Annotated in this window: 20 protein-coding genes; 6 read left to right on the top strand and 14 right to left on the bottom strand. The window is 64.7% G+C overall.

Annotated elements, in window-relative coordinates:
• Positions 1-152: 152 nt before the first annotated feature.
• A complete protein-coding gene (locus BMW49_RS19895; RefSeq protein ID WP_069519506.1) occupies positions 153-875 on the bottom strand; it encodes a GntR family transcriptional regulator in 723 nt (240 codons plus the stop codon).
• Positions 876-1,066: 191 nt separating this feature from the next.
• Here BMW49_RS19895 and BMW49_RS19890 point away from each other — a divergent pair, with 191 nt between their 5' ends.
• Both BMW49_RS19890 and BMW49_RS19885 read left to right on the top strand, forming a co-directional pair.
• Positions 1,067-2,131: an aromatic ring-hydroxylating dioxygenase subunit alpha gene (locus tag BMW49_RS19890; RefSeq protein WP_069519505.1), complete on the top strand. Its 1,065-nt coding sequence runs from the start codon at positions 1,067-1,069 to the stop codon at positions 2,129-2,131.
• The gene (locus BMW49_RS19885) at positions 2,128-3,081 is read left to right on the top strand and encodes a PDR/VanB family oxidoreductase (protein ID WP_069519504.1); all 954 of its coding nucleotides are present in this window, start codon (positions 2,128-2,130) and stop codon (positions 3,079-3,081) included. Before BMW49_RS19890 ends, BMW49_RS19885 begins: the two co-directional genes overlap by 4 nt.
• Before the next feature lie 135 nt (positions 3,082-3,216).
• Here the strand turns inward: BMW49_RS19885 and BMW49_RS19880 are convergent, their stop codons facing one another.
• The 7 genes from BMW49_RS19880 to BMW49_RS19850 form a co-directional block, all read right to left on the bottom strand.
• Positions 3,217-4,131 carry an alpha/beta hydrolase gene (locus tag BMW49_RS19880; protein ID WP_069519503.1) on the bottom strand — a complete coding sequence of 305 codons (915 nt, stop codon included), beginning with the start codon at positions 4,129-4,131 and terminating at the stop codon, positions 3,217-3,219.
• Positions 4,128-6,566, bottom strand: a complete 2,439-nt coding sequence (locus BMW49_RS19875; RefSeq protein WP_069519502.1) for an efflux RND transporter permease subunit — start codon at positions 6,564-6,566, stop codon at positions 4,128-4,130. Before BMW49_RS19875 ends, BMW49_RS19880 begins: the two co-directional genes overlap by 4 nt.
• The gene (locus tag BMW49_RS19870; protein ID WP_069519501.1) at positions 6,563-7,660 is read right to left on the bottom strand and encodes a WD40/YVTN/BNR-like repeat-containing protein; all 1,098 of its coding nucleotides are present in this window, start codon (positions 7,658-7,660) and stop codon (positions 6,563-6,565) included. Before BMW49_RS19870 ends, BMW49_RS19875 begins: the two co-directional genes overlap by 4 nt.
• A gap of 70 nt (positions 7,661-7,730) precedes the next feature.
• On the bottom strand, positions 7,731-9,092 hold the full coding sequence (locus BMW49_RS19865; protein WP_069519500.1) for a DUF1329 domain-containing protein: 1,362 nt from the start codon (positions 9,090-9,092) through the stop codon (positions 7,731-7,733).
• Positions 9,093-9,111: 19 nt separating this feature from the next.
• A complete protein-coding gene (locus tag BMW49_RS19860; protein ID WP_069519499.1) occupies positions 9,112-10,728 on the bottom strand; it encodes a DUF1302 domain-containing protein in 1,617 nt (538 codons plus the stop codon).
• Between the two features lie 86 nt (positions 10,729-10,814).
• Complete coding sequence (locus BMW49_RS19855) at positions 10,815-11,582, bottom strand: coniferyl-alcohol dehydrogenase (protein WP_069519498.1); 768 nt, start codon at positions 11,580-11,582, stop codon at positions 10,815-10,817.
• A gap of 40 nt (positions 11,583-11,622) precedes the next feature.
• Positions 11,623-13,098, bottom strand: coding sequence for a benzaldehyde dehydrogenase (locus BMW49_RS19850; protein ID WP_069519497.1), 1,476 nt, complete (start codon positions 13,096-13,098; stop codon positions 11,623-11,625).
• A 287-nt stretch (positions 13,099-13,385) separates the two neighbouring features.
• Here BMW49_RS19850 and BMW49_RS19845 point away from each other — a divergent pair, with 287 nt between their 5' ends.
• Positions 13,386-15,134 (top strand): sigma-54-dependent Fis family transcriptional regulator, encoded by a 1,749-nt coding sequence (locus tag BMW49_RS19845; protein ID WP_069519496.1) that lies wholly within the window; start codon positions 13,386-13,388, stop codon positions 15,132-15,134.
• Positions 15,135-15,424: 290 nt separating this feature from the next.
• A complete protein-coding gene (locus BMW49_RS19840) occupies positions 15,425-15,892 on the top strand; it encodes a MarR family winged helix-turn-helix transcriptional regulator (protein ID WP_069519495.1) in 468 nt (155 codons plus the stop codon).
• Positions 15,893-16,097: 205 nt separating this feature from the next.
• On the opposite strand, the gene BMW49_RS19835 is transcribed toward BMW49_RS19840, so the two are convergent.
• The 6 genes from BMW49_RS19835 to BMW49_RS19810 form a co-directional block, all read right to left on the bottom strand.
• Entirely contained in the window at positions 16,098-17,960 is a 1,863-nt protein-coding gene (locus BMW49_RS19835) for a feruloyl-CoA synthase (RefSeq protein ID WP_069519494.1), read from the bottom strand.
• A 90-nt stretch (positions 17,961-18,050) separates the two neighbouring features.
• Positions 18,051-19,499 carry an aldehyde dehydrogenase gene (locus BMW49_RS19830; RefSeq protein ID WP_069519493.1) on the bottom strand — a complete coding sequence of 483 codons (1,449 nt, stop codon included), beginning with the start codon at positions 19,497-19,499 and terminating at the stop codon, positions 18,051-18,053.
• Between the two features lie 51 nt (positions 19,500-19,550).
• A complete protein-coding gene (locus BMW49_RS19825; protein WP_069519492.1) occupies positions 19,551-20,381 on the bottom strand; it encodes a p-hydroxycinnamoyl CoA hydratase/lyase in 831 nt (276 codons plus the stop codon).
• A 268-nt stretch (positions 20,382-20,649) separates the two neighbouring features.
• Positions 20,650-21,999, bottom strand: a complete 1,350-nt coding sequence (gene chrA, locus BMW49_RS19820) for a chromate efflux transporter (RefSeq protein ID WP_244168381.1) — start codon at positions 21,997-21,999, stop codon at positions 20,650-20,652.
• 72 nt (positions 22,000-22,071) lie between these two features.
• Positions 22,072-22,431, bottom strand: a complete 360-nt coding sequence (locus BMW49_RS19815; RefSeq protein ID WP_244168383.1) for a Rieske (2Fe-2S) protein — start codon at positions 22,429-22,431, stop codon at positions 22,072-22,074.
• Between the two features lie 115 nt (positions 22,432-22,546).
• Positions 22,547-23,671 carry an FAD-dependent oxidoreductase gene (locus BMW49_RS19810; RefSeq protein ID WP_069519489.1) on the bottom strand — a complete coding sequence of 375 codons (1,125 nt, stop codon included), beginning with the start codon at positions 23,669-23,671 and terminating at the stop codon, positions 22,547-22,549.
• A gap of 221 nt (positions 23,672-23,892) precedes the next feature.
• On the opposite strand from BMW49_RS19810, the gene BMW49_RS19805 reads away from it, so the two are divergent.
• Together BMW49_RS19805 and BMW49_RS19800 are read left to right on the top strand one after the other, a co-directional pair.
• Positions 23,893-24,816 carry a LysR family transcriptional regulator gene (locus BMW49_RS19805; protein WP_069519488.1) on the top strand — a complete coding sequence of 308 codons (924 nt, stop codon included), beginning with the start codon at positions 23,893-23,895 and terminating at the stop codon, positions 24,814-24,816.
• 249 nt (positions 24,817-25,065) lie between these two features.
• Complete coding sequence (locus tag BMW49_RS19800) at positions 25,066-26,223, top strand: alpha/beta hydrolase family protein (RefSeq protein WP_069519487.1); 1,158 nt, start codon at positions 25,066-25,068, stop codon at positions 26,221-26,223.
• Positions 26,224-26,241 lie beyond the last annotated feature (18 nt).

The following is a 26,241-nucleotide window of genomic DNA, read 5'->3' as shown; positions in this document are numbered from 1 at the left end:
GCTCGACCCAGGCTACTCATCGCACCCGTAAAAACACACTCGACCTGGCCAGCCCGGTAGCCTGGGTGGAGCTGCGCGATACCCGGGAGAAGGTGCCCTGGGTGTCGCTGCGCTCGACCCAGGCTACTCATCGCACCTGCAACCGCGCGGGGTCAAACCGGCGAGCGGGCGGCCTGGATCACCGTGCGCCCGCTGGCGTCTTCGTCGAGGCCGAACAGGCGGGCGTAGCGCAGGGTGGCGTTGGCATGTTCGCGCATGATGCCTTCGGCCCGGGCGCCATGCCCGGCCAGCAGTGCATCGACCAGCGCATGGTGCTGCAGGTGGGCGAAGTTGAAGCGCTGGTACTCGCGCGTCAGGTTGGCACGATCGACCACCAGGGCGCTGACCGAGGCGAACGGCAGGTGGTCGTTGCGCGCCAGGGCAGCGGCAATCGCCGGGTTGCCACTGGCCTCGACCAACACCTGATGCAAACGCAGGTTGAGGTCGTGGTAGCTGCTCAGGTCCTCTTCGCTCAGGTAACCCTTGGCGAATAGCTGGTCGCCTTGTGCCAGGCAGTCCAGCAGCGCCGCCCGCGTCTCGGCAGATAAACCGCGCTCGGCCGCCTGGCGTGCGGCCAGGCCTTCGAGCACGCCACGCACCTCCACCGCCCCGGCCAATTCCGCCTCGCTCAACTGGCGCACTGCATAACCGCGCGCGCCATGGCGGATCAGCAGGCCCTCCTGTTCGAGCACGCGAAACGCCATGCGCACCGGCATACGCGACACGCCCAAGCGCTCGGCGGTAGGGATTTCGGCAAGGCGTTCGCCTGCCGGCAGGCTGCCGTCGGCAATCATCTGCCGCAGCACGGCCAGTACCCGCTGCCCGGGTCCGCTCATACAACCTCCTTATTGGATCCAATGGCGCCAGTCTACGGCAGCGTTGCGCCTGGGCGAAGGGGTTCAGCTGCGATAAAGCGTGCGATGATCGCCCAAAAATGGATCCATAAACCCTAAAAAGAATAGAAAACTCGCCTCCAGACTCGCATTATTGGATCCAATAACAACAAGCGCCTCACGGAGGCTCCATCATGTACCCGAAAAATACCTGGTATGTCGCCTGCACCCCTGATGAGTTCGATAGCAAACCCCTGAGCCGCACTATTTGCGGTGAGCCCATGGTGTTCTACCGCGGCACGGACAACCGCGTGGTCGCCCTCGAAGACTTCTGCCCGCACCGCGGCGCGCCACTGTCGCTGGGCTTTGTCGAGAACGGCCTGCTGGTGTGCGGCTACCACGGCCTGGCCATGGGTCGCGATGGCCACACCGCGTCCATGCCCAACCAGCGGGTGCAGCACTTCCCCTGCATCAAGACCTATGCCGTGCGCGAACGCTACGGCTTTGTCTGGGTCTGGCCGGGTGATCAGGCCCAGGCCGACGACAGCCTGATCCCGCACCTGCACTGGGCCGAAAGCCCGGACTGGGCCTATGGCGGCGGGCTGTACCACATCGGTTGCGATTACCGCCTGATGGTCGACAACCTGATGGACCTGACCCACGAAACCTACGTGCATGCCTCCAGCATCGGCCAGAAGGAGATCGACGAAGCGCCGGTCAACACCCGCGTCGAGGGCAGCGAGGTGATCACCAGTCGCTTTATGGAGAACATCAGCGCCCCGCCGTTCTGGCGTGCGGCATTGCGCGGCAATGGCCTGGCCGACGATGTGCCGGTGGACCGCTGGCAGATCTGCCGCTTTACCCCACCCAGCCATGTGCTGATCGAAGTGGGCGTGGCCCATGCCGGCCACGGCGGTTACGAGGCGCCCGCGCAGTACAAGGCCGGCAGCATCGTGGTGGATTTCATCACCCCAGAGAACGACACCTCAATCTGGTACTTCTGGGGCATGGCGCGCAACTTCAAGGCCGACGACCAGGCGCTCACCGACAGCATCCGCGAGGGCCAGGGCAAGATTTTCGGCGAAGATCTGGAAATGCTCGAACGCCAGCAGCGCAACCTGCTGCGCCACCCCGAACGTGCCCTGCTCAAGCTGAATATCGACGCCGGCGGCGTGCAGGCGCGGCGCATCATCGAGCGCCTGATCGCTGCCGAACAGGCCCCGGCTGACGCCAACCTGCTGGCCCGGAGCGGCGCATGATCAGCGTTATCCTGCAGGCCATGCGCCTGGAAGCCACCGACATCGTCAGCCTGGAGCTGGTCGCCGCCGACGGCACTGTGCTGCCGCCCTTCACCGCAGGTGCCCATGTGGATCTGCACCTACCGGGCGGTTTGCTGCGCCAATACTCCCTGAGCAACGACCCGGCCCAGACGCACTGCTACCGCCTTGGGGTGCTGCGCGACAGCGCCTCGCGCGGCGGCTCGCGGGCGGTGCATGAGCAGCTACGGGTCGGCCAGCGCCTGCAGATCAGCGCGCCGCGCAACCTGTTCGCCCTGGATGAACGCGCGCCCAGCAGCCTGCTGCTGGCCGGCGGCATCGGCATCACCCCGCTGCTGAGCATGGCCTGGCGCCTGCACGCGCTGCGCGCGGATTTCAGCCTGCACTACTGCGTGCGCGCGGCAGACCGCGCGGCGTTTATGCAGGAATTGCGCAGCGCACCGTTCGCCGAGCGTGTGCACCTGCACCTGGACGACGGCCCGGCCGAGCAGCGCCTGCAGCTCGACCGCCTGCTGCCCAGCCAGGGCGCCGACACGCAGCTGTATGTCTGCGGGCCAAACGGTTTTATGGGCCATGTGCTGGAACAGGGGCGCCTGCAAGGCTGGGATGAAGCGCGCCTGCACCGCGAGTACTTTGCCGCCGACAGCAGCCAGGCCGCACCTGGCGGGGGCTTTAGCCTGCGCATCCAGAGCACCGGGCAAACCCTGGAGGTGGCGCCTGAGCAAACCGCTTTGGAGGTGCTGGAGGCGGCCGGGTTCGATATCCCGGTGGCCTGCGGCCAGGGCCTCTGCGGCACCTGCGTGACCCGTGTGCTGGAGGGCGAGCCGGAACACCGCGACCTGTTTCTAAGCCCCGCCGAGCACGCCCGCAACGACCAATTCACCCCCTGCTGCTCACGGGCGAAAAGCGCTTGCCTGGTGCTGGATTTGTAGGTGCGAAGGGGACACCAAGCGGTTTATTCGCGATCGCCATCGCGAATAAATTCGCTCCTACAAAAGCGGGATTGGAACATACGTAAATTCCCCGCCAGGGCTGTCTGGCGGGGCGTTTGCGTTACCTGGGGCGCCTTAGGCGGCATCGCCCTGCCCCACGGCAAACGCCTGGCGCAGATCATCTTCAATCTGCTGCCAGGCCGCTTCGGCGGCCGGTTCAGGGCCGAGGTGGGTGAACATGTGGTCGCAGCCCTCGAACACCCGAGCATTCACCGCCACCCCGGCCAGACGCAAGCGCGACCCATACTGTTCGCTCTCGGCCTGCAACAGGTCGTATTCGGCGCTGATCACCGTGGCCGGTGGCAGCCCGCGCAGCTCCTCGATGCTTGACCGCGCAGGCGACGCCAGTGCTTCACCGGCCTGGGTCGGATCAGGCAGGTAGCAGCGGTTGAAAAAGCCCATCAGACCAGGGCTCAGCAGCGGCTTGGCGATCACCGAGCGCTTGAGCGCCGGCGCTTGCTGCAGGTCGAAGGCGGCATACACCAACACCTGATGCAGCACCCGCAAGTGCGCATGGTCACGCGCCAAGCGGGCCACGCCGGTGGCCAAGTTGCCCCCGGCGCTTTGCCCGCCGACCGCCATGCGCCAGGGATCAATCCCCAGTTTAGGCGCCTGGCTGGCCAGCCATTCGAGCACGGCAAAGCACTGGTTCAGCCCATCGGGGAATGGATGCTCCGGGGCCAGGGCGTAGTCGGGGTTGACCACCAGGCACTGCAGGTTATGCGCCAGGCGCTGGCAGTAGCTGTCGTCATGCTCGGGGATACCGGCGACAAAGCCGCCACCATGCAGGTTGAGGTACACCGGCAGGCGCACCCCAGGCTCGACCTGTGGCCAGTAGAACAAACAGCGCACCGAGCCGGCAGATGTGGGTAACCAGCGCTCCTCCCGGCTGCGCAAGGGATACACGGCCGGGTCGTAGGTAAAGGACGCCTGCATGCGCCGAGCAAAGGCACGCAGCAGCTTGGCGGCCACAGAGGTCAGCGGCCTCATGGCTGGGTTCTCAGCGATGCTGCAGGCGGCTCGGCGTCTGCAGCCGGGGCAGCCTGTGGCGCGTCCTGCGCCAGGCTAGCCGGGCGCAGCAGCAGCCAGGCCAGGGCCGGCAGGAGGATCAGCGCGCCGAGCATGTTCACCAGGAACATAAAGGCCAACAGAATGCCCATGTCGGCCTGAAACTTGATCGGCGAGAACACCCAGGTAGCGACCGCAACAGCCAGAGTCACGCCAGTCAGCAGGACCACCTTGCCGGTGAACAACAGCGCGCTGTAATAGGCTTGCGACAGCGAATCACCGGCGCGCATACGCGCCAGGATCACACTCAGCACGTAGAGCGCGTAGTCGACGCCGATGCCCACGCCCAGGGCGATCACCGGCAGGGTGGCGACCTTGACGCCCATGCCCAGCAGCACCATCAGCGCCTCGGCGAGAATCGAGGTGAGCATCAGCGGCAGGATCGCCGCCAGCACTGCACGCCAACTGCGGAAGGTCACCCAGCACAGCACAATCACTGCGCCGTAGACCCAGTAGAGCATCGCCTGCATCGACTGCTCGACGACGATATTGGTCGCCGCCTCGATCCCGGCGCTGCCGGCTGCCAGCATGAACTTGACCTCGGGCAACTGCTGCTCGGCGATAAACGCCTCGCTGGTGGCCACCACCCGCGCCAGGGTTTCGGCCTTGTGGTCGCCCAGGTAAACGTACAGCGAGAGCAGCGAGCAGCCCTGGTTGAACAGGTCACGCGGGGCACGGGTCTGCACCGCGCCGAGGGCGCCGTCGTTGGGCACCAGCTCGTACCATTTGAAGTTGCCTTCGTTGTAGCCGGCGGTGGCGATCTTGCTCAGCGAGGCCATGGAGCTGGTCGACTCCACGCCTGGCAGTTGTTCCAGGCGCCAGGCCAGTTGGTCCACCGCCGCCAGGGTGCCGTAGCGGGTGCATTGGTCCTCGGGGGTGCGCACCATGATCACGAAAATGTCCGAGCTGGCGGCGTAGTTGGCGTTCATGAATTGCACGTCGCGGTTGTAGCGCGAGTCGGCGCGCAACTCGGGGGCGCCGGGGTCGAGGTCACCGATTTGCAGGTGCGCGGCCACCAGATTGCCGAGCACCGCCAGGGCCGCGCCGGTAAGCAGTGCGCCAATCGCCCAGGGCTTGGTGGTGAAGCGGTCGAGCAGGCGCCACAGCGGATGACGCGCCTTGCCAGCCAGGTCGTCCTGCTCACTTTGCAGGCTGCGCTGGGCAGCTTGCGGGCTGACGCTGGTGTAGCTGAGCAGCACCGGCAGCAGCACCAGGTTGGTGAGGATCAGCACGGCCACGCCGATGCTCGCGGTGATGGCCAGGTCCTGGATCACCCGGATCTCGATCACCATCAGCACGGCAAAGCCCACGGCGTCACTGAGCAGCGCGGTGAGGCCGGCGAGGAACAATCGGCGGAAGGTCAGGCGCGCCGCCACCACAGCCGGGATGCCGCGGCCGATGTCCTGCATGATGCCGTTCATCTTCTGCAGGCCATGGCTCATGCCGATGGCGAACACCAGAAACGGCACCAGAATCGAGTACGGGTCCAACTCGTAGCCCAGGCTGGCGAGCAGGCCGAGCTGCCAGAGCACGCCGATCAGCGAGCAGCAGACCACACCCAGGGTGCTGCGCGCGCAGCGGGTGTAGGCGAACAGCACCACCAGCATGATCAGCACAGCAGCCACGAAGAACAGCGCCACCTGGCCGACGCCCTCGATCAGGTCGCCGATCAGTTTGCTGAAACCGGTGATGTGGATGCGGATCTGCTCGTTCTGGTACTTGTCGCGCAAGGCCTCCAGGCGCTCGGAGAACAGCCCGGCGTCCAGCGCCTTGCCGGTCTCGGGATCGATCTCCAGCAGCGGTACGTAGATCACGCTGGACTTGAAGTTGCCCGCCACCAACTGGCCAATCTCGCCGGAGCGGGCGACGTTGGTGCGGATTTCGTCGAGGCTGGCCGGCGAGCCGTCGTAGCCATCGGGGATCACGGTGCCGCCGTCGAGGCCCTCTTCGGTCACTGCGGTCCAGCGCGTGGTGGGTGTCCACAGGGACTTCATGTAGGGCTTGTCGACACCCGGCAGCAGGTAGATTTCGTCGTTGAGCTTGGCCAGGGTGTCGAGGTATTCGGCGGTAAAAATATCGCCCTGCTCGACCGCCACAGCGATCCGTAGGGCATTGCCCAGGCCGTTCAGCTCGCTGCGTTCATTGAGGAAGTTGACGACGAAGGGATGCTTGGCCGGGATGGTTTTTTCGTAGCTGGCGTTGATGCCAATGCCGGTGGCTTGCCAGCCCAGCAGCAGGGTGATGCACAGGCACAGCAGGATCACCGCGCCCCGGTTGTTGAAGATCAACCGTTCGAGCAGGTTGCCCGACTGTGCATCGAACGCCGCAGGCGTAGCAGGTGGAGTTTCGCGCTTCACAGGGAATTCCTCGACAAGGGAGACGGCGTCACAGGTTGCTGGGCAGCGACACCGCCCAGGCCGACACTGGCCAGGCTGCCGTCGGCGGCCTCGACCAGCGCGGCCACCGTGGCACCCTCATGGGTACGCTGGTGCTCGACCTGCAAGCGCTCGGGCGTGGTGAACAGCAGCTCGCCGCTCTGGCTGGCCAGCAGCAGGCGCCCATCGCTCAACTCCAGGCCCGCGGACAGGGCCGACTCCACGCCGGTCGGCAGCGCCTGCCAACTGTCGCCCTGGTCCGTCGACCACCAGGCATTACCGCGCAGCCCATAGGCCAGCACGCCGCCACGGCGGGTGGTCAGCAGGCCGAAAAAACTGCCCTCGTAGGGCGATGCCAGCGCCTGGAACGACGCCCCGTCATCGCGCGAACGCAGCAGCAGGCCGCGTTCACCGGCAATCAGCAGGGCGCCATCCAGGTGGCGGATGGCATACAGATTGAGGCCCTGGGGGTTGTCCAGATGGGCCATCCACGGCTGCCAGCTGTCACCGCCATCACGGGTGCGCAGGATCAGGCCATAGGCGCCGACGATGTAGCCGTTGCGTCGGTCGCTGAAATACAGATCGAGAAACGGCTTGTCCGGGCCGTCGGCCACCAGCCACTCGGCGTCTTTCAAGCGTTTTTCATCGCCCCCGGCCCGGGCGCTGGCCAGGGCCAGTTGCGCGGCCTGGGTGCCATCGAGTTGTTTGTGCCAGCTTTGCCCACCATCCTGGCTGCGCAGCACCACGCCGAGGTGGCCGACCGCCCAGCCCTGCTCGGCATCGACAAACTGCACGGCGGTCAGGCTGACGCTGACCGGCACCTGGGCTTGTCGCCAACTGCCGCCATTGTCGTCGGACAGCACGATAATGCCGCGCTCCCCCACCGCCACCAGGCGCTCGCCGGCGCGGGTAATGGCCAGCAGCACCGAACGCGGCGCCTTGGCGCTGATCAGCGCCGGCTGCGCGAGCACTGCCGGGCTGCGCGGTGGTGCCGCGTCATCCGCCAACGCCACGGCTGGCAGCAGCGCCAGGCACAGGCTCAGCGGCCAGGCGCGGGTGTATCGCAGAATGTTCATCGCATCGCTCCATTCACTGCATGGATGTGTCAGCGCGCGCCCTGGCAAACAGGGCGCGCGGCTGCGAGGGTCAGCGCACGCTGTCGCTGGCCATGGCATCAGGGGTGAAGAAGGAGGCTGGCGGACGCGGGTAGCTCTGGTACTGCACCGACAGGTCGTTGGCCGAGGAGTTGAGGAAGTAGGCACCGGTTTCCAGGTTGTAGCTGCCCCACATCATCTCCGCAGTCAGCGCCGGCATCTCTGGGGCCAGCAGGGTCAGCGAGTAGTTATGCCGACCGAGTTTGCCCTGGGCGTCGTAGCCATCAACCAGCAGCACTTGCCAGGAGTCCTCGTCGACGTAGTAGGTACGACGCGGCACCACATGGCGCTTGCCGGCCTTGAGCGTGGCTTCCACGACCCAGACGCGGTGTTTCTCCCAGCGCACCAGGTCCGGGTTGAGGAAGCCCGGTTTGACCAGTTCGTCGCTCGAGGCCAGACCTGCACGGTTGTTGTTGTACGGCACCAGCAGCTCTTTTTTGCCAACCAGCTTGAGGTCGTGACGGTCGGTGGGGCCGAAGATCATGAAAGCCTCGTCGAAGAAGCCGACGCCGGAGGTGACGAAGTCCGGGGTGTCGTAGGCCACGTTCGGCGCGCGACGCACCCGACGCTGACCGACCAGGTACTGCCAGGCACCGCGCAGGGCCGGGTCCATGTCCCAATGGGTCATCAAGCCCTCACCGGCCTTGGACGACGGCTGCTCGGTGAGCAGCTTGCCGACCAGGTATTTGCCGGCGAAGGTGTCCAGGCTGCCGTCTTGAAAGTAGTACGGCCGCTGGTACCAGAAGCGTGCACGGGTGGCCTGCAGCTTCTTGCCGCCGGCGGTCATCAGCCAGGTGTCGAACGGCGAGTAAATGGTGTCGGCACCGTGCCAGGCCAGGCGGTGGTTCCACAGCACCTCGGCGCCGTTCTGCGGCAGCGGGAAGGGAATGCCGCCATAGGCACCGCTGACTTTTTCGCTCTCCACATCCAGGGTGGCGCGGGTGGCGTTCTGCAGGGTGTTGTCGTACACCCACTGCGGCGCCGCGGCGCTGCGGTGGGTCGGGTAGACATCCAGGCGGTAGGCCGGGTACTTCTGCAGCAATGCCTTGGTGCCCTCGGCGAGCAGGTCGGCGTACTGCGTCATGTTGCTGGCACTGACCGTATACAGCGGCTTATCGGCGGCGAACGGGTCGGCGCGCTTGTCGCCGTTTTTGTAGCCGGCCGGCGCCTGGGTGTAACCACCGGTCCAGGCCGGGATGCTGCCGTCGGCATTGCCAGCGCGCTCAGCGCCCATGGGCGTAAGGTCGGCGTTGAGGCGGGCAGCCTGATCAGGGCTGACCGCAGCCTGGGCCAGGCCACTGCTGAGCAGGGCAATGGCCAGGAGGGAATGGCGTAGCGTTCTAGTGGTTTGCATGGCGAATGGCACCTTTTTATTAGAATGTGGTTTTCACGTAGAGCGAGACGAAGTCGCGGTCAGCCAGGGACTGGCCGTAACTGAAGTTGCCGTCCTCCTGCAGCCCGGCCTTGGGCGCGCCGAAGAAGTTCACGTAGTTGACGCCGAAGTCCCAGCGCTGCAGGTAGGTGGCCTTCAGGCCGACGCTCCAGTCACCGGCATGGGTGTTGCCGAAGCCGGCCTTGCTGACCGCCGAGGAACGCCCGTCAAGCACCACGCCCACACCGATCGGCACGGTCAGGTCGATGCCGTCGGCCACCTGGAAGTACGCCGGCTCTGCCAGGATGCGCAGGGCGGTAGCGTCGCGGGTGGTGTTGGGGTCCAGCGCGTTGCGGTTGTCGGTGACGCTCAGGGTGCGGTTCCAGGCCAGCTCGGCGAGTACCGAGCCGCCATCCCACAAGCTCGACGGCGACAACAGGTAGATGGTCGACAGGTTGATGTGCGCGGTACGGCCCTTGGCGTAGAGCGCATCGTCGGCGTTATCCGCCGCCACACCCGGCGCCACCTGTTGCAGGTTGCTGACCAGCGGCGCGTCCCAGCGCAGCGAGGCCTCACCGGCAAAGTTGAACGGCCCGGAGGCGGTGGAGAAGCTCGCGCCGACGGTTTTGATGTCTTCGGCGAAGACCTGGCGGTAAATGGCCAGGGACGGCACCTCCAGGTAGAGGGCGCTGGGCGCCTTGTCGTGGTACTGCGCGGCGTAGAAACCGAGTTCCAGTTCGGTGCCTTCCGGCTTGTAACGCAGTTGCATACCGCCCTGCCCCGAGTTCTTGGCTTCGATGTCCTTGCCATGCCGGGTTTCGATACCGGGCGCGGTGATCAAGGAACCGGAGCCCTCGCCAATACCATCGGCGTCGCTCAGGTAACTGCCGGCACCCGGCAGGTTGGAGCGCTCCCAGTCGAACTGGTAGTACGCACCCACCGAGAGCTGCGGGTTGATCTGCAGCTGCCCGGAAATCTGGTTGACCGGCCGCAGGATCTCCTTGAACTGGGTACCCGGCACGCTGAGCAGCTTGACCACATCGTTCGGCCCCTGGGCATTGGCGATGCCGTTGCCGCCGTAGAACAGGCTTTCGCCGTAGATCAGGCTGTGTCGGCCCAGGCGCACAGTGCCCTGGGAGCCCTCGCCAATTTCCCCGCGCAGGAATACGAAGGCATCCAGCAACTCGGCATCGCGGCCGTGCAGCTCGCGGGTGTCGGAGAGGAAGCGGCGCTGGCCGCTGTCATCGGTGCTCTGGTTGTAGATGTCGTCGTACCAGGCCGCCGCGCTGACGCGCAGGCCGTAGTTCTGCCGGCTCAGGTCCATTTCGCTGAACAGGTCGACCCGGTTGGAGACCAGGCCGCGGCTGAAGTTACGGTCGCCCTGGCCCTGGATCGACGGATACAAGCCGCCGGCTGTGGGCGCGTTGATCAGCCGGTCATCGGCGCCATTGAGGCGCCAGGCCTGGCTGTATTTGACCGTGTTGTCCCAGCGCAGGCGCCAGTCACTGTCGCCCAGATCGAATTGCGCGGCCTGGGCCGGACCGACCAGCGCCGCAGCGCAGACGGAAACAGCCAGGGTGGAGCGAGCGAAGCCCGCAAAGCATCGAGTGGTATGCATGGTGTGCCTCTTTTTGTTGTTGTATGAAGCGTGCTCAGGGCTACCGCGCCCCCTCAGGAGGCACGGTTTGAATGAACATTCGGGGTCTAGATGTAGGTGCTGGCCAGGCCGCCATCGACGGGCAGGTTCACCCCATTGATCCAGCGCGATTCCTCGGCGCAGCAGAAGGCGATCACCGCCGCCACCTCATCGGCATAGGCCGGCCGTTTGATGCGGTGGGCATCGGCCGCGGTGCGCTCGGCACCGAGCATGCTGACGAAGTCATCAAGAATCGGCGTGAACACCGGGCCCGGCGCCACGCAGTTCATGCGTACCCCATGCTCAAGGAACCAGAGCTGCGCCTGAACGAAGGTCCAGACGATCAAGGCTTCCTTGAAGTACTGGTAGGCTGTCTCGCGCGGTGCGGGAAAGTCCGTGAGCCAGGCCGCGCCGGCGTTGAAGTCGGCCGTGGCGGCCAGCGCCTTGTGCCTGTCCAGGCGCTGCGGCCATTCGCCGCCGAGTACCGAGGCGACGTTGACGATGCTGCCACCGGTGCGGATGCGCGGCAGCAGCGCCGTGCTCAGGTGACGCACGCCCAGATAGTTGACCCGTGCCACCAGCTGCGGATCGGCCGTGCCCGGCACCCCGGCGATATTGCACAGGCCGTCGATCTGCGCCGGCAGTTGCTGCACGGCGTCGTCGATGGCCTGGGTCGAACTCAAATCGACCTGGACGAAACCGTCCAGGGTCATCAGCGGCGCCTGACGGTCCAGACCGATCACCCGTGCGCCGTGAAAGCGCAGCAGGCGGGCCGTTTCCGCGCCGATGCCGGAAGACACCCCGGTGACCACCAGGGTTTTGTTGTTCAGGTTCATGTCGTGTCCTCTTGTTTTTATGGGTTCACGCAGGCTTGGCTTAGAACGGGTACAGCGGCGGGCTGTCCTTGATCGTCACCCACTGCCACTGGGTGTATTCGTCCCAGTCGGCCGGGCCGCCGACATTGCCACCGTTGCCAGAGTTGCCGCGCCCACCGAAGGGGTTGACGCAGTCATCGGCCACGGTTTGATCGTTGATGTGCAGCAAGCCGCAATTGAGCCGCTCACCGATGGCCATGGCACGCCCGACCGAGCGCGAGATGACCGCCGCAGACAGGCCGTACTCGTTCTGGTTGGCCAGGGCGATGGCCTCGTCATCGGTCTCGAAGGACGTAATAGAGGCCACTGGGCCGAAGATTTCCTGGTCGAAGGCCGGCATCCCAGGGCGCACCCCTGCCAGCACCGTGGGCCGGTAAAACAGCCCGTCTGCCGGGCCACCGGCGACCAGCCGCGCGCCTGCGGCGACGCTGGCATCGACGATGTCCACCACGCGCTGGCGCTGGCGCTCGTTGATCAGCGGGCCGAGCTCCGCCTCACCGCGCGCCGCGTTACCAACCCGCAGGGCGCGGGCCTTGTCGGCGAGCAGGCGGGTCAGCTCTTCGGCGATCGAGGCATGCGCGAGGATGCGCCCGGTGGCCATGCAGATTTGTCCTTGATGCAGCCAGGCGCCCCAGGCGGCGTTGCTCGCGGCCAGCTCCAGATCGGCGTCTTCGAGGATGATCAGCGGGTTCTTGCCGCCCAATTCCAAGGCGACTTTTTTCAGGGTGCGCCCAGCGGTTTCCGCCACCTTGCGCCCGGCGCCAGTAGAACCGGTGAAGGCGATCATGCCGACCCGCGCGTCCAGGCACAGCGCCTCACCGGCCACCGCGCCGCCCGGCAGCACATGCAACAGACCCTTGGGCAAGCCAGCGGCCTCGAACAGGCGGGCAATCAGAAAACCGCCACTGACCGGCGTTTGCGGGTCGGGCTTGAGCACCACCGCATTACCGGCGGCCAGGGCGGGCGCCACCGAGCGCATCGACAGCACCAGGGGGAAGTTGAACGGTGAGATCACCCCGACCACGCCATGGGGCAAACGCCGCGCATAGGACAGCCGGCCTGCCGCGCTGGGCAGCAGCAGACCATGGGGCTGCGACAGCAGGCCGGCGGCCTGGTGCAGCAGGACGATGGCTTCGCGCACCTCATGGTTGCCCTTGAGCAGGCTGCCGCCGGTCTCACGGGCGACGAACAGCGACAGCTCGGCAAAGTTCGCCTCGGCATGCCCGGCCGCCGCGCGGAAGATCAATGCTTTGCTGCGCGGGTCCATGGCGGCCCAGGCTGGCTGCGCCTGAGCGGCAGCCATACAGGCGGTGGCCACATCGGCCGCATCGGCATTGCCCGTGCAGGTCAGGGGCTCACCGGTAGCCGGCTCGCGTACCGGATTGACACCGCCCAGCGGGCGCACCCAGGTGCCGTTGAACACCTTGTCCTGCCACTGCGCCTCGCGCAGAAACCCCGTGTCATCTGTTGCACGCATCTCGTACTCCTGGCTCTTGTGATTGTCATGGCCGGTGCGACGCGTATCGCCATTTGCTCACGCGTCATGCACATACAGGGACAAGAGCAAGGGGCGTGCCCAAGCCACCGTGGACATCGCGCGCCTGTAACCCTGAGGCTCTAGCGCGCGGCTTTTACAGGCCGCTCAGAAAATCGCAGGGCGGCGGATGGAGCAGATAGCCAAATGCCAGATACGCAAATGATCAAAGTTATGCTAAATAACTATTTAAACCGTGATCATTTCAACACATCGCCGAGAGCCCGCTGATGGACACGCCCAAGCACCTGTTCACCGACCTGTTGCAGAGCGCCGCCCTGGAGGGCCTGCGCGGCGACAGTTCACAGCTGCAGGACAGCCAGTCGCCGACCCTGGCCGAGCTTGCCGAGTGCCTGTTCTTTTCGCCCAGCGACGGGCGTATCTGGCTCAACGACCAGCGCATGTTGCTGCTGCACAGCTCCTCCTACGGTGCCTTGCGCCGGGAAGTGATCGACAGCCTCGGCCTTGAGCAGGCCCGCGGCCTGTTCACCCGCACCGGCTATCTCTCCGGCGCGCGCGATGCCCGGCTGATCCGCACGCGCTGGCCGGATGCCGACGCCGCCTCGGTGTTTTTCGCCGGCACCCGCCTGCACACACTGGAGGGTATGACTAAGGTCGAGCCGCTGCATTTTCAGTTCGATGCCGACACCGGTTTCTATGACGGTGAATTTCTCTGGCACCACTCCTGCGAAGCCGACGAGCACATCGCCGCCTATGGCATCGGCCAGGACCCGGTGTGCTGGACCGAGCTGGGCTACGCCATCGGTTACGTCAGCGGGTTATTTGGTCGCCTGGTGATTTTCCGTGAAGTGGAGTGCCGAGGAATGGGCCACCCGGTCTGCCGGGTGATCGGCAAGACCGCCGAGCAATGGGGCGACGTCGACGCCGACCTGCGCTACCTCAGCGCTGGCAGCGTACCGCGCGCCGAACCTTCACAGGCGGTGTCGCTGCGCGCCGAGCCGCCGGTGAGCGGGACACAGCAGCCGATTGGCGCCAGCGCCGCCTTCAACGCCGCCACCCATGCCTTGCGCCGCGTCGCGCCGACGCCGGCGACGGTGCTGATCAGTGGCGAATCGGGGGTCGGCAAGGAGCTGTTCGCCCGCGAGCTGCATCGCCAGAGCCCACGCCATGCTGGGCCGTTTATTGCGCTGAACTGCGCGGCGATCCCGGAAAACCTGATAGAAGCCGAGCTGTTCGGGGTCGAGCGCGGCGCCTTTACCGGTGCCACCCACTCGCGCGCCGGACGCTTCGAGCGCGCCCACGGCGGCACCCTGTTTCTCGATGAGATTGCCTGCCTCAGCCTGCCGGGCCAGGGCAAGCTGCTGCGCGCGCTGCAGGAGCGCGAAGTGGAACGGGTCGGCGGCAGCCAGCCAATCCGCGTAGATGTACGGGTGGTGGCCGCGACCAACGTCGACCTGCGCGAGGCGGTCAAGGCTGGGGATTTTCGTGAAGACTTGTTCTACCGCCTGAATGTCTACCCCATCGGCTTGCCGCCGCTGCGCGAACGCCGCGATGACATCCCGCTGCTGGTCAACGCCTTCCTCCAGCGCTACTGCCAGGACTACGGTCGCACGCCCGTGGGCCTGACCATGCGCGCGCTTAAGGCGCTGCTGCTGTATGACTTTCCGGGCAACGTGCGCGAGCTGCAGAACCTGGTCGAGCGCGGCCTGATTGCCAGCGACGAAGGCCGCCCGATCGACCTGCTGCACCTGTTTCACAACGAACCGCTGCCGCCGCAGCTCTACTCGGTGGGTATCGACGGCAACCTGGCGCCCGAGCGCGGCCCCAGCCAGCCTGCAACACCCATCCTGCTCGACAGCCTGCGCGAGCTGAATGCGCCCCTGGACCTGGAGCAGCTCGAACAGCGCCTGCTCGAGGAAGCCCTGCAGGTCAGCAAGGGCAACCTGGCCGCCGCCGGCCGCCTGCTCGGCCTGAGCCGGGCGCAGTTCGCCTACCGCCTGAAAAAGCACAAGCCGTAGGCGCTGTAACGCGTTGTTGATGCCCGACAAGCACTGTAGGAGCGAAGGGGGCGCCCAGTCTTTATTCGCGATAATCCTTGAAAGCGCTGAAAGCGTCGCGGCTAAAGCCCCTCCCACGCGACCTGGCATTGACCTACATTTGATTCGTGTCACGACACTAGGCGCCCCCTTCGCTCCTACCCGGATGCGTCGCTTGCGGCGGTGGTGAGTGTCTGCTGGCCTGCAAGCGCGTCTTAAGGCAATATGGTTAGCTTTATTAAGCAAATTTCCGCAAGGAGCGCCCTGCCCCAATGGCCAAACCTGCCCTCCCGGCTGTCGAGCCCGATGCCAACGAACTGGACAGCGCCCTGGATACCTACCTCGGCTATGTCCTGCGCCGTGCCCAGCTCAAAGTCTTCCAACACCTGTCCAACCAGCTGGAAGCCTATGACCTGCGCCCAGCGCAGTTCACTGCCCTGGCGATCATCGACCAGCACCCCGGCCTGATGCAGGCTGACCTGGCCCGTGCCCTGGCCATCGAGCCGCCGCAAGCGGTGGTGTTGGTCAACAAGCTGGAACAGCTGGGCCTGGCCGCGCGGGTGCGCTGCAAGCCGGATAAACGCTCGTATGGGTTGTTTCTCAGCAAGGTTGGGGAAACCCGCCTCAAGGAACTCAAGGCCATCGCCGCCGACAGCGACCGTGATGCCACCGCCGGGCTCGATGCGAGTGAGCGCGAACAACTGCTGGTGTTGCTGCGCAAGCTATATCGCGGTGCCTAAAACGCGCCCGCGCTGGGCGCATTTCAGCCGCGTTTTTTAAGGCTATGTCCCAAAACCGTGTTGCAAGCTCAAATCGGCTTGTGTAGGAGCGAAGGGGGCGCCTAGCCTTTATTCGCGATTGTGCCGCGAGTTTCGCGAATAAATTCGCTCCTACAGACATGCAACAACCTATTGAGGCATAGCCTTTTTTAACGCCTAGACCCCTTTAATCACGCGCCGGGGCCAGCAACAACCCCTGGGCAACGCCTTGATAAGCCGCCTCGACCAACTCCGCTCGGCACTGCAACACCGCGCGCTGGTTGATCGAGCCCTTGTCGGTGATTTCGCCCTGATCGATGGAGGGCGGCTGATCCAGCAGCAGCAGCCATTCGATGCGCGTAGCGCTGCCGGTCGCAGCACTGTTGAAGCGCGCCAGCCAGGCGCTGAACCAGTCACGTACCGGCGCACTGTCGAGCACCTTGCGCTCGCTGGCCTCGGCCGGCAGACCGGCCAAGCGCCGGCACTGCTCCAGACGGGGAAACACCAGCAGCCCCAAGCGTTCACGGTCAGGCGCGGCGACCACCACGTCCTGCACGCACGGCGCCCCTTCGAGCACGGCGCGGTTGCGCATCGGCCCGACACTGACGAACACCCCGGATGACAGCTTGAAGTCTTCGGCAATGCGGCCGTCGAACATCAGGCCCAGTTGCGGATTCTCCGGGTCGGCCAGTTTGATCGCATCGCCAGAGCGGTAATAACCCTCCTCGTCGAAGGCCTCGGCACTTTGCGTCGGCGCGCGCCAGTAGCCAGGCATGATGTGCGGCCCGCGAAAGCGCCCTTCCAGTTTGTCGCCCACCGGCACCAGCTTGACCTCACAACCCGGCGCAGGCAGACCGATATAGCCGGCCATCGATAACGGCCCGGTGGTGAAGGTGCACGAAGGCGAAGCTTCAGTCATGCCCAGGCCAGCCATCATGCGGATGCGCTCACCACAATGGGCTTCGGCAACCCGGTCGAGACGGTCCCAGATCGCTTGCGACAGGCCGGCTGCGGCAAAGAAGAACAGCTTGATACGGGCAAAGAACACCTCGCGCAGCTGCGCGTCCTGCTCCAGCGCACCGACCAGTTCTTCCCAGCCCTTGGGCACCGTCAGGTAGGCCGTGGGGGAAATATCCTTGAGGTTGCGCAGGGTCTGGGCGAAGCCCTGGGGCGTGGGCTTGCCGTCGTCGAGGTAGAAGCTGCCACCGTTGTACAGGGTGATGCCGACGTTGTGGCTGCCGCCGAAGGTATGGTTCCACGGCAGCCAGTCGACCAGCACCGGCGGCTCTTCGGCGAACACCGGGAAAGTCTGCAGGAGCATCTGCTGGTTGGCGCAGAGCATGCGCTGGGTGGTCGGCACCGCCTTGGGCATGCTGGTGGAGCCGGAGGTAAAGAGGAACTTGGCCAGGGTATCCGGGCCGGTGGCGGCGAAGGCCTGGTCGGCAGCGGCAACATCGGCCGGCAGCAACAAATCGCTAAAACGCAGGCTGCGTCGGCTGGGCAATTCACCTTGGCTGAAAATCCCTGGGACATCGCCCGGCAGCAGGTTGTCGATGGCCCGCGCATAGGCGTCGGCATCGCTGGCGAACACCAGCCCCGGCTGCAACAGCCCGACGATATGCCGCAGCTTGCCCAGGTCCTGGGACAACAGCGAGTAGGCCGGCGACACCGGGCAATAGGGCACGCCGACATACAGGGCGGCGAACGCCAGTTGAATGTGCTGCAGGTCGTTACCCGACAGAATCAGCAGCGGACGCTCGGCCGACAGCTCGAATTGCAGCAGGTGCGCGCCGATCAGCCGCACGTTGTGCAGCATCTGCGCATAGCTGATGGTCTGCCAGCTGCCATCGCCCTGGCGCGCGGCCATACAGGTACGTTCGGGGCAGGTCTGCGCCCAGTGCAGCAGGCGCTCGAGCAGGCGCGACGGCGGGGGCAGCAACGGCTCGCAGGAGCGCATGCGGATCACGCCCGCCTCGCTGCGCTCATAGTCGATCGCAGCGCGGCCAATGGACACGGGGCGATAACGCGGTGGATGGGTGATGGAACTCACGGTGCACGTCCTCTATCTAGGCGTCCCGCACCAGCCCTCAGGCGGCGCGGACGCACAGCTTATTGTTGTCGAGTGCGCGAGGCCGGGGCCTCAGATCGGGTAATGCCGCGGCGTGCTCTGGATCGTGACCCAACGCAGCTGAGTGAAGGCCTCCACCGCCGCACGGCTGCCAAAGCTGCCGTAACCGCTGGCCTTGACCCCGCCGAATGGCATCTGCGGCTCGTCGTGCACGGTCGCGCTGTTGATATGGCAAATGCCTGATTCAACACGCTGGGCCAGGGCCAGGGCACGCGAAATATCGCGACTGAAGATCGCCGAGGACAGGCCGAACTCCGAATCGTTGGCCAACGCCAGCAAGGCCTCGTCGCCCGTGGCGCGGATCACCACCACCAGCGGGCCGAACGACTCTTCGCGGTACAGGCGCATGCCTGCCGTGACGCCGTCGAGCAGCACCGGCTGCATCACGCTGCCACTGCGCTCGCCGCCCACCACCAGGCGCGCACCTTTGCTCACGGCATCCTCGACCAGCTCGGCGATACGTTGCACCGCGCGGGCATCGACCATCGAGCCCAGCACCACACCCGGCTCGCCCGGCGCGCCGGCCTTGAGCCTAGTCACCCGAGCAGCCAGGCGCGCAACGAAGTCATCCGCCACTGCGCTGTCCACCAGTAGACGCTCGGTGGACATGCAGATCTGCCCCTGGTTGAAGTAGCCGCCAAACACAGTCGCATCGACCGCCGCATCGAGGTCGGCATCGTCAAGCACCAGCAACGGCGCCTTGCCGCCCAGCTCCAGCACCGCCGGCTTGAGATGACGCGCGGCCAGCTCACCGATGATCCGCCCGACATGGGTCGAGCCGGTAAAGTTGACGCGGCGCACCGCCGGGTTGGCGACCAATCGTTCAACCACGCTGGCAGCGTCGGCCGGGGCATTGCTGATCACGTTGACCACCCCGGCACCCAGGCCGGCCTGATCGAGAATGTCGCCCACCAGCCAGTGGGTGAAGGGGCTCAGCTCGGACGACTTGAGCACCACGGTATTGCCACAGGCCAGAGGCATGGCGATGGCGCGCACGGCGAGAATCACCGGGGCATTCCAGGGCGCGATCCCCAGCACCACACCGCAGGGCTGACGCAAGGCCATGGCGAAGTTGCCCGGCACGTTGGAGGGGATCACGTCGCCCTGGATCTGCGTGGTCATCGACGCCGCCTCGCGCAACGTGCCGGCCGCGAGCTGAACGTTAAAGCCGTACCAGTTGGCGGCAGCGCCCGTCTCGCTGGCGGCGGCCATAAACTGCTCGGCGCGGCTTTCCAGCAGGTCTGCCGCACGCAACAAGCGCGCCCGACGCTCGCCCGGGGCCAGCGCCGCCCAGGCCGGAAACGCTGCCTGCGCCGCAGCCACCGCGGCATCGGCGTCTTCCAGCGAAGCCGCAGCGACGCGCGAGACCACGGCGCCCGTGAGCGGGTCGTGGCGGTCGAAGGTACGCCCATCGCTGGCTGCGCGACGCTGCCCACCAATCAGTAAAGATGCTTCGAACATGCTGCCTTCTCCTGAATAGGCGAGCTGGCGCGCCAGCCCGCTAACGCGTGCTCAGCGCTTGTAGGCTTGCAGACCGGGCTTGATGCTCTTGTCGTCGAGGAACTGCTTCATGCCCTCCTCGCGGCCCCCTTCTGTGTCGAGCAGGCGCGACTGATCGAGCTTGGCGTAGAGGTAATCCTCGTTCTGCTCCCAGGTCAGCTCGCGGCAGCGCTTGAAGCCGATCTTCGCGGCGCGCATGACCACCGGGTTTTTCTCCATCAGGTTCTCGGCCAGGGCGACGGTCACTTCGCGCAGTTGCGCCAGCGGCACACTTTCGTTGACCAGGCCCATCTCGGCGGCCTTTTTACCGTCGAAGGTCTTGCCGGTCATGATGTAGTAAAGCGCCGCACGGTGGCCGCAGGTATCGGCCATGGCCTTGCTTACCAGGTTGCCCGGCGGGATGCCCCAGTTGATTTCCGACAGGCCGAAGGTGGCTTCATCGGCACAGATGGCCAGGTCGCACGCCACCAGCGGGCTGAAACCGCCACCGAAGCACCAGCCGTTGACCATGGCGATGGTCGGTTTGGTGTACATGCGCAGCAGCTTCCACTGCCACTGCGAGGCTTCGCGGCGGATCTTCTCCTGCAGAATTTCCGGGCCGGCATCGACCTCGCGGAAGTATTCCTTGAGGTCCATGCCCGCCGTCCAGGACTCACCAGCGCCGGTCAGCACCACCACGCGCACGGCTGGATCCTGCTCGAGGGTCTCCAGTACATCGACCATTTCCCGGTTCAGGGTTGGGCTCATGGCGTTGCGTTTTTCCGGGCGGTTGAGGATGACCCAACCGATGCCGTTTTCATTCTCGACCTTCACGGTTTGCCAGCGGCCTTCATAACTTGTCATGTCGCACCTTCGTCATGTGGGTTGAACGTAGGGCGACAGTACGCAAGGCAAATAGTTATGTCAATTAACCTTTATCCTGAAAAATCGAACGAAACTGCTACCGTGCCGAGGGCTCGATCAGTCAAAAAAACACCTTAAATCAGCGAGTTAATAATGAATTTCGATATTCGGCGAGCCAACGAAATGGCACACCACTCAGTCGAACAGCATAGTTATTCAAATTAATTATATGGCTACATAAGCAACGTCAGGGATGTGTCGCTGACCCTTATAGATGCTGCAGGGCCATGCCGATCAACGCGCACACGGCCAGCACTTCGATGACGCCCCGCTTGAAGTGCAGCAAGGCCACGGCTGCGGCCAGGGCGATCAGCGCTGACGGCCAATCGAAGGTCCCAGCAAAGCCTTGCGGCCAGAGCACGTGATAACCGAAGAACAGCGCCAGGTTGAAGATCACCCCAACCACCGCCGCGGTGATGGCGGTCAAGGGCGCGGTAAAGCGCAGTTCGTTGTGGGTCGATTCCACCAGCGGACCACCGGCGAGGATAAACAGGAACGACGGCAGAAAGGTAAACCAGGTGACCAACACCGCCGCGAGTGCGCCTGCGGCAAACGCCTGATCGGCGCCGAACACCTGCTGCACATAAGCGCCGACAAAACCGACGAAGGCCACCACCATGATCAGCGGCCCCGGTGTGGTTTCACCCAGCGCCAGGCCGTCGATCATCTGCGTCGGGGTCAGCCAGCCATAGTGGCTAACCGCGCCCTGGTACACATAAGGCAGCACCGCGTAGGCGCCACCAAAGGTCAGCAGCGCGGCCTTGGTAAAGAACCAGGCCATCTGCGTGAAAGTGCCCTGCCAGCCGAACAGCAGCGTCAGCAGGCCCATGGGCACCAGCCACAGCACCGCCCCCACCGCGAGCAACAGCGCCAGGCGCGAACCGCGAAAGCGCGCATGCTCCGGGGTCGGCGTGGCGTCATCGATCAGCGCCGGGCCGAAGGAGGCTGTCGCCCCGCTATGCCCACCGCCCAGACTGAACTGATCCGGCAGCAATCGCCCACCCAGATAACCGAGCACGGCGGCGCCCAGCACGATCAGCGGGAACGGCAGGTTGAGGGCGAAAATAGCGACGAACGACGCCACGGCCAACGCCCACAGCCAGGCGTTTTTCAAGGTGCGCGAACCAATACGAAAAGCCGCCTGCACCACAATGGCGGTCACTGCCGGTTTGATTCCGTAAAACAGCCCGGCCACCAGCGGCACATCGCCAAAGGCGATATACAGCCATGACAGGCCGATCAGGATAAACAACGACGGCAGCAGGAACAGCACCCCAGCAATCACCCCGCCCCAGGTGCGGTGCATCAACCAGCCAATGTAGGTCGCCAGTTGCTGCGCCTCCGGGCCCGGTAAAAGCATGCAGTAGTTCAGCGCATGCAAAAACCGCCGCTCGGAAATCCAGCGCCGCCGCTCCACCAGTTCCTGGTGCATCAAGGCAATCTGCCCCGCCGGGCCGCCAAAGCTGATAAACCCCAGCTTGAGCCAGAACACAAACGCCTGGAACAGGCTGACAGAAACAGGGGCCTGCTCACCCTGGGGCTGTGGCGGTTGACTCATGGGAGGGCTCATCGTCTAAAAGGCTAAGTTGAGCGCACTCTATACATAAACCACTGCAGAGATGCGACAGAGCTAGCTAGCAGCCTCCTCAGTCCCAACCACCCACCAATTGCCATCATCGCGCAGAGACGCCTCCAGCCTCTGCAACGACTGCCCCAGGCAGGCGCCCTGTACGCACAGCCCGCTATCTGGCTGAAACAATGCTCCGTGAGCAAAGCACACGATGTGCTGGCCATCGCCGGACATAAAACGATCCTTGCGGTACTGCATGGGTACCTGCCAGTGCGGACAGCTATTACGGTAAACCCGCAACTGGCCCTGCCAGCGCAGAGCCACGACGGTGTCGCGGCCCTCCTCCCAGGGGTCAAAACCTCTGGCCTGGCCTTCCAGCAGGTCAGTGTCGTGACAAAGAAAAGCCGAAGTTCGCTGGATCGCAGACACGTACAACCTCATGCCAGGCACATGCCCCGCGTATTGCGGCAGACCAGTGGAGAGCGCCTGAGGCCGGCCTTGCAGCCGCCTCAGGCGAGGAGGTTTGTTGCCCGGTTCAGACCGGCTCGGCGGTGCGGCTGAGCATCTCTTTGGTCAGGCCGACGCGGTCAAAACTGTGGTCCTTGGCCATTTCCCGCTCGCCCGCCAGGATCGACCGCTCGCTGATGTATTTGCAGCGCTCGAAGCGGCGCTGCATAAAGCGCTGCAGTTTGCTCTCGATGGGGTCATCGCCCAGCAGCTCCAGGCTCAGCACCAGTGCATCTTCGATGGCCATGCCTGCACCCTGGCCAAGGTGTGGCGTGGTCGCGTGAGCCGCATCGCCGATCAGCAGCACACGGCCCTTGAACCAGGACTCGTCGACAAACACCACTTCCATGGGCTTGTACACCACCTGGCTGCTGTCGGTGATCTGCTCACGCAACTCGCCGATCAGGCCGCCAATCTTCTTGATGCGGTCGCGCATCAACTCGGCGAACTGGCTCGGGTCAAGCCAGGGATTGCCGGGCTCGTGGGAGGTGGAAAACATATACATCAGGTTATCGGCCAGCGGCACCAGACCGGCATTGCCTTCGGCGCCGGTGTAGCTGGCCAGGTGGTCGATGGAGGGGTGACGCGGGAAGTTGTAGCGCCACACGGACTGGCCGGTATGACGCGGCTGGTACTTGTCGCCAAACAGCATGCCACGGACTTTCGAGTACACGCCGTCAGCACCAACCATCAGGTCATAACGGCCCGTGCTGCCATCGGTGAAGCGCACATCAACGCCGTCGGGGTCCTGCTCGAACGACTCGATACTCAGGCCAAGGCGCACCTGGGTGCCCAGCTCAATGGCAGAGCTACTCAATACGTCATGCAGGGCCAAACGGGAGATGCCCACGTTGGCGGGGTATGCGGGGCCAGCCAGGCGCTGGCCAGGAATGCGTGCCAGGGGTATGCCCTGCAGGTTGTAGATACCGACATCCTCGAACGCATAGGCAGCATCCAGGTAGCGCTGCAGCACCCCGAGCCTGGCCATCTCACGCACCACGTTGCTCTGCTGGATGATGCCGACGCCGTAAACCGTCCACTCGGATTTGAGTTCTACCAGGTCCACACTGAACCCTTCGCGACGCAGTGCGATGGCCGCGCACAGGCCACCAATACCGCCACCCACAATCAGAATCTTGCTGACTTCGCTCATGACCTTTTCCTTTGTTTTTGTTGTGGTGCGCACAGGAAATCGCGCGCGATAAACCCGTGCGAGCAGTGCGAATACAAGGGCGACCGGGACGCTGAAACGCGTGCAGATTCAGGCGCAGGGTGCCCCTTGGCAGACAAGGCTAGGAAGGCACGAAGAATTTGACTAATCGTTAGTCAGGATGCAGGGTATCGCGAAAATAAATACAAAAAGAGTCGCCTGCCATGCGTTTCAAGCACCTGGATCTGAACCTCCTGGTGGCGCTGGATGTGCTGCTGGAAGAGCAAAACATCACCCGCGCTGCCGCCCGCCTGCACATGACCCAATCAGCCACCAGCGGTGTGTTGGGCCGACTGCGCACCTACTTCGAGGACGACCTGCTGGTGCAGGTTGGCCGCAAGATGATGCCCACGCCGCTGGCCAAGGAACTGGAAATTCCAGTGCGCGAAGTGCTGCTGAAAATCCAGACCTCGATCACCGCCAAACCCGTCCATGACATCGCCGACAGCAAGCGGCATTTTCGCGTCATGGCATCGGATTACCTGATCAGCGTGCTCTTTGCAGAGGTGGTCCGCGAGGTCAACCAGCAGGCACCGCACATCACCTTCGAACTGCTCAGCCCCGGTGAAACCGCCACGGAGATGCTTATGCGCGGCGAGGTTGACCTGATGATCGCGCCCGAGCATTTCATCGCCAAGGAACACCCTTCGCAATTGCTCTTCGACGAGCAGCATGTGTGCGTGGTGTGCGCCGACAACCAGGAGATTGGCGAGCGCCTGACCCTGGAGCAGTACATGGACATGGGCCATGTCGGCGTCGCCTTCGGGCGTAATCGCACACTCGGCATCGAGGAGTGGTTTATGAGCCAGTACGGCTGCAAACGCCGCCTGGAAGTGCTGACCCATGACTTCAACACCCTGCCCCAACTGGTGATCGGCACCCGACGTATCGCCACCATGCACAACCGCCTGGCCCAACTCTACGCCCGCAGCCTGCCGCTGCGCATTCTGCCGCCGCCGGTGGAGCTGCCGACGATGCAGGAGCACATGAGCTGGCACCGCAGTCTGGACCGTGACCCCATGTTGCGCTGGCTACGCGAGAAGCTGGTGGACATGACCAGCCGCCCCGGCTCCGCCGTCATCGCCTGACCGTCGCAGGTATCGCGCTGGCCGATGCCTGGCATCCGAACAAGCGATTTGTTGAATCCCTAGCCCCATGCGAGCTTGACCTGGCCGGCTTCCCTGCGGGTTGGCGTTCGCCGCCCTATCGCTCGCGTTGCGATCATTTCAGGCGAAACAACCAGGGGCCGGCCCACCTGCCAGACCGCTGTGTTCCTGCCCAATCCTGTTGATGCCGGGTCTGGCCGCCACCTGGAACGCACTAAGGAAAACAACAATATGTTTCGCTATTTCCCCACCAACTATGTCTGGGACCTTTCGGTGAATCTCGCCATCGAGATGGGCGCGCGCATCGGCGAGATCGCCGAGATGTGCGACCCCTTGAAGGACGCTGCCACCCAGCCGGACGCCGCCGGCACCCAGGCCTTCCGTGAAACCTGGTCGAAGATGGCCGACAAGCTCTGCGAGCTGGCCCGCGAAGATGAAGACCGCGGCCGCCTGCTGTCCGCCGGTGAAAAGTACAACCGCGCCGCGACCTATTACCTGACCTGCGAACGCCTGCAGGCCCACGGCGCCCCTGGCCGCCAGGCGCTTTACCAGCGCGTGCTGGAAACCTTCGCCCGCGGCATCGAACTGTCCCGGGAAAACTGCCAGCGCGTCGAAATCCCCTACGAGGGCAAGGTGATCTCCGGTCTTTACGTGCGCGCCGAAGGCGTCGACGGCCCGGCTCCACTGCTGGTGCAACTCAACGGCCTGGATTCCACCAAGGAAATGAAATACCGCGTCGGCTTGCCGGCCTGGCTGGCCAAACGCGGCGTTTCCTCGCTGATCATCGACCAGCCCGGCACCGGCGAAGCCCTGCGCCTGCACGACCTGAAAGCCCGCTACGACGCCGAACACTGGGGCAGTCGCGTGTTCGACTGGCTGGAGGCACGCGACGACGTCGACGCCACACGCATCGGCTGCGAGGGCGTATCGCTCGGCGGCTACTACTGCCCGCGCGTGGTGGCCTTCGAGCCGCGCTTCGCCTGCGGTGTGGTGTGGGGCGCCAACCACGACTGGCGCGAAGTACAGAAGCGCCGCCTGGAGCGCGAAGGCAGCCTGCCGGTGCCGCACTACTGGGAGCACGTGCGCTGGGTCTGGGGCGGCAAGGACATCGAGGAATTCATGCAGATCGCCGAGAACGTCCACCTCGACGGTGTGGTCGAGCGGATCAAGGTGCCCTTCCTGGTGACCCACGGCGAGAAGGACTCGCAGATCCCGCTCAAGTGGGCCCAGCGCACCTACGAACAACTGGTCAACAGCCCGAAACGCGAACTGAAGATCTTCACCGAACGCGAAGGCGGCGTGCAGCACGCCAGCTTCGACAACTCCATCAATGCCGGCCAGTACATCGCCGACTGGGTCGCCGAAACCCTCGGCGGCCGCACGGCCTGAGCCTACTGACGAGAACTT

The organism is Pseudomonas cuatrocienegasensis (assembly GCF_900110925.1).
Lineage (GTDB): Bacteria > Pseudomonadota > Gammaproteobacteria > Pseudomonadales > Pseudomonadaceae > Aquipseudomonas > Aquipseudomonas cuatrocienegasensis.
Note: the sequence above shows the minus strand (reverse complement) of the source record. Positions and strands in the feature narration are given on the sequence as shown.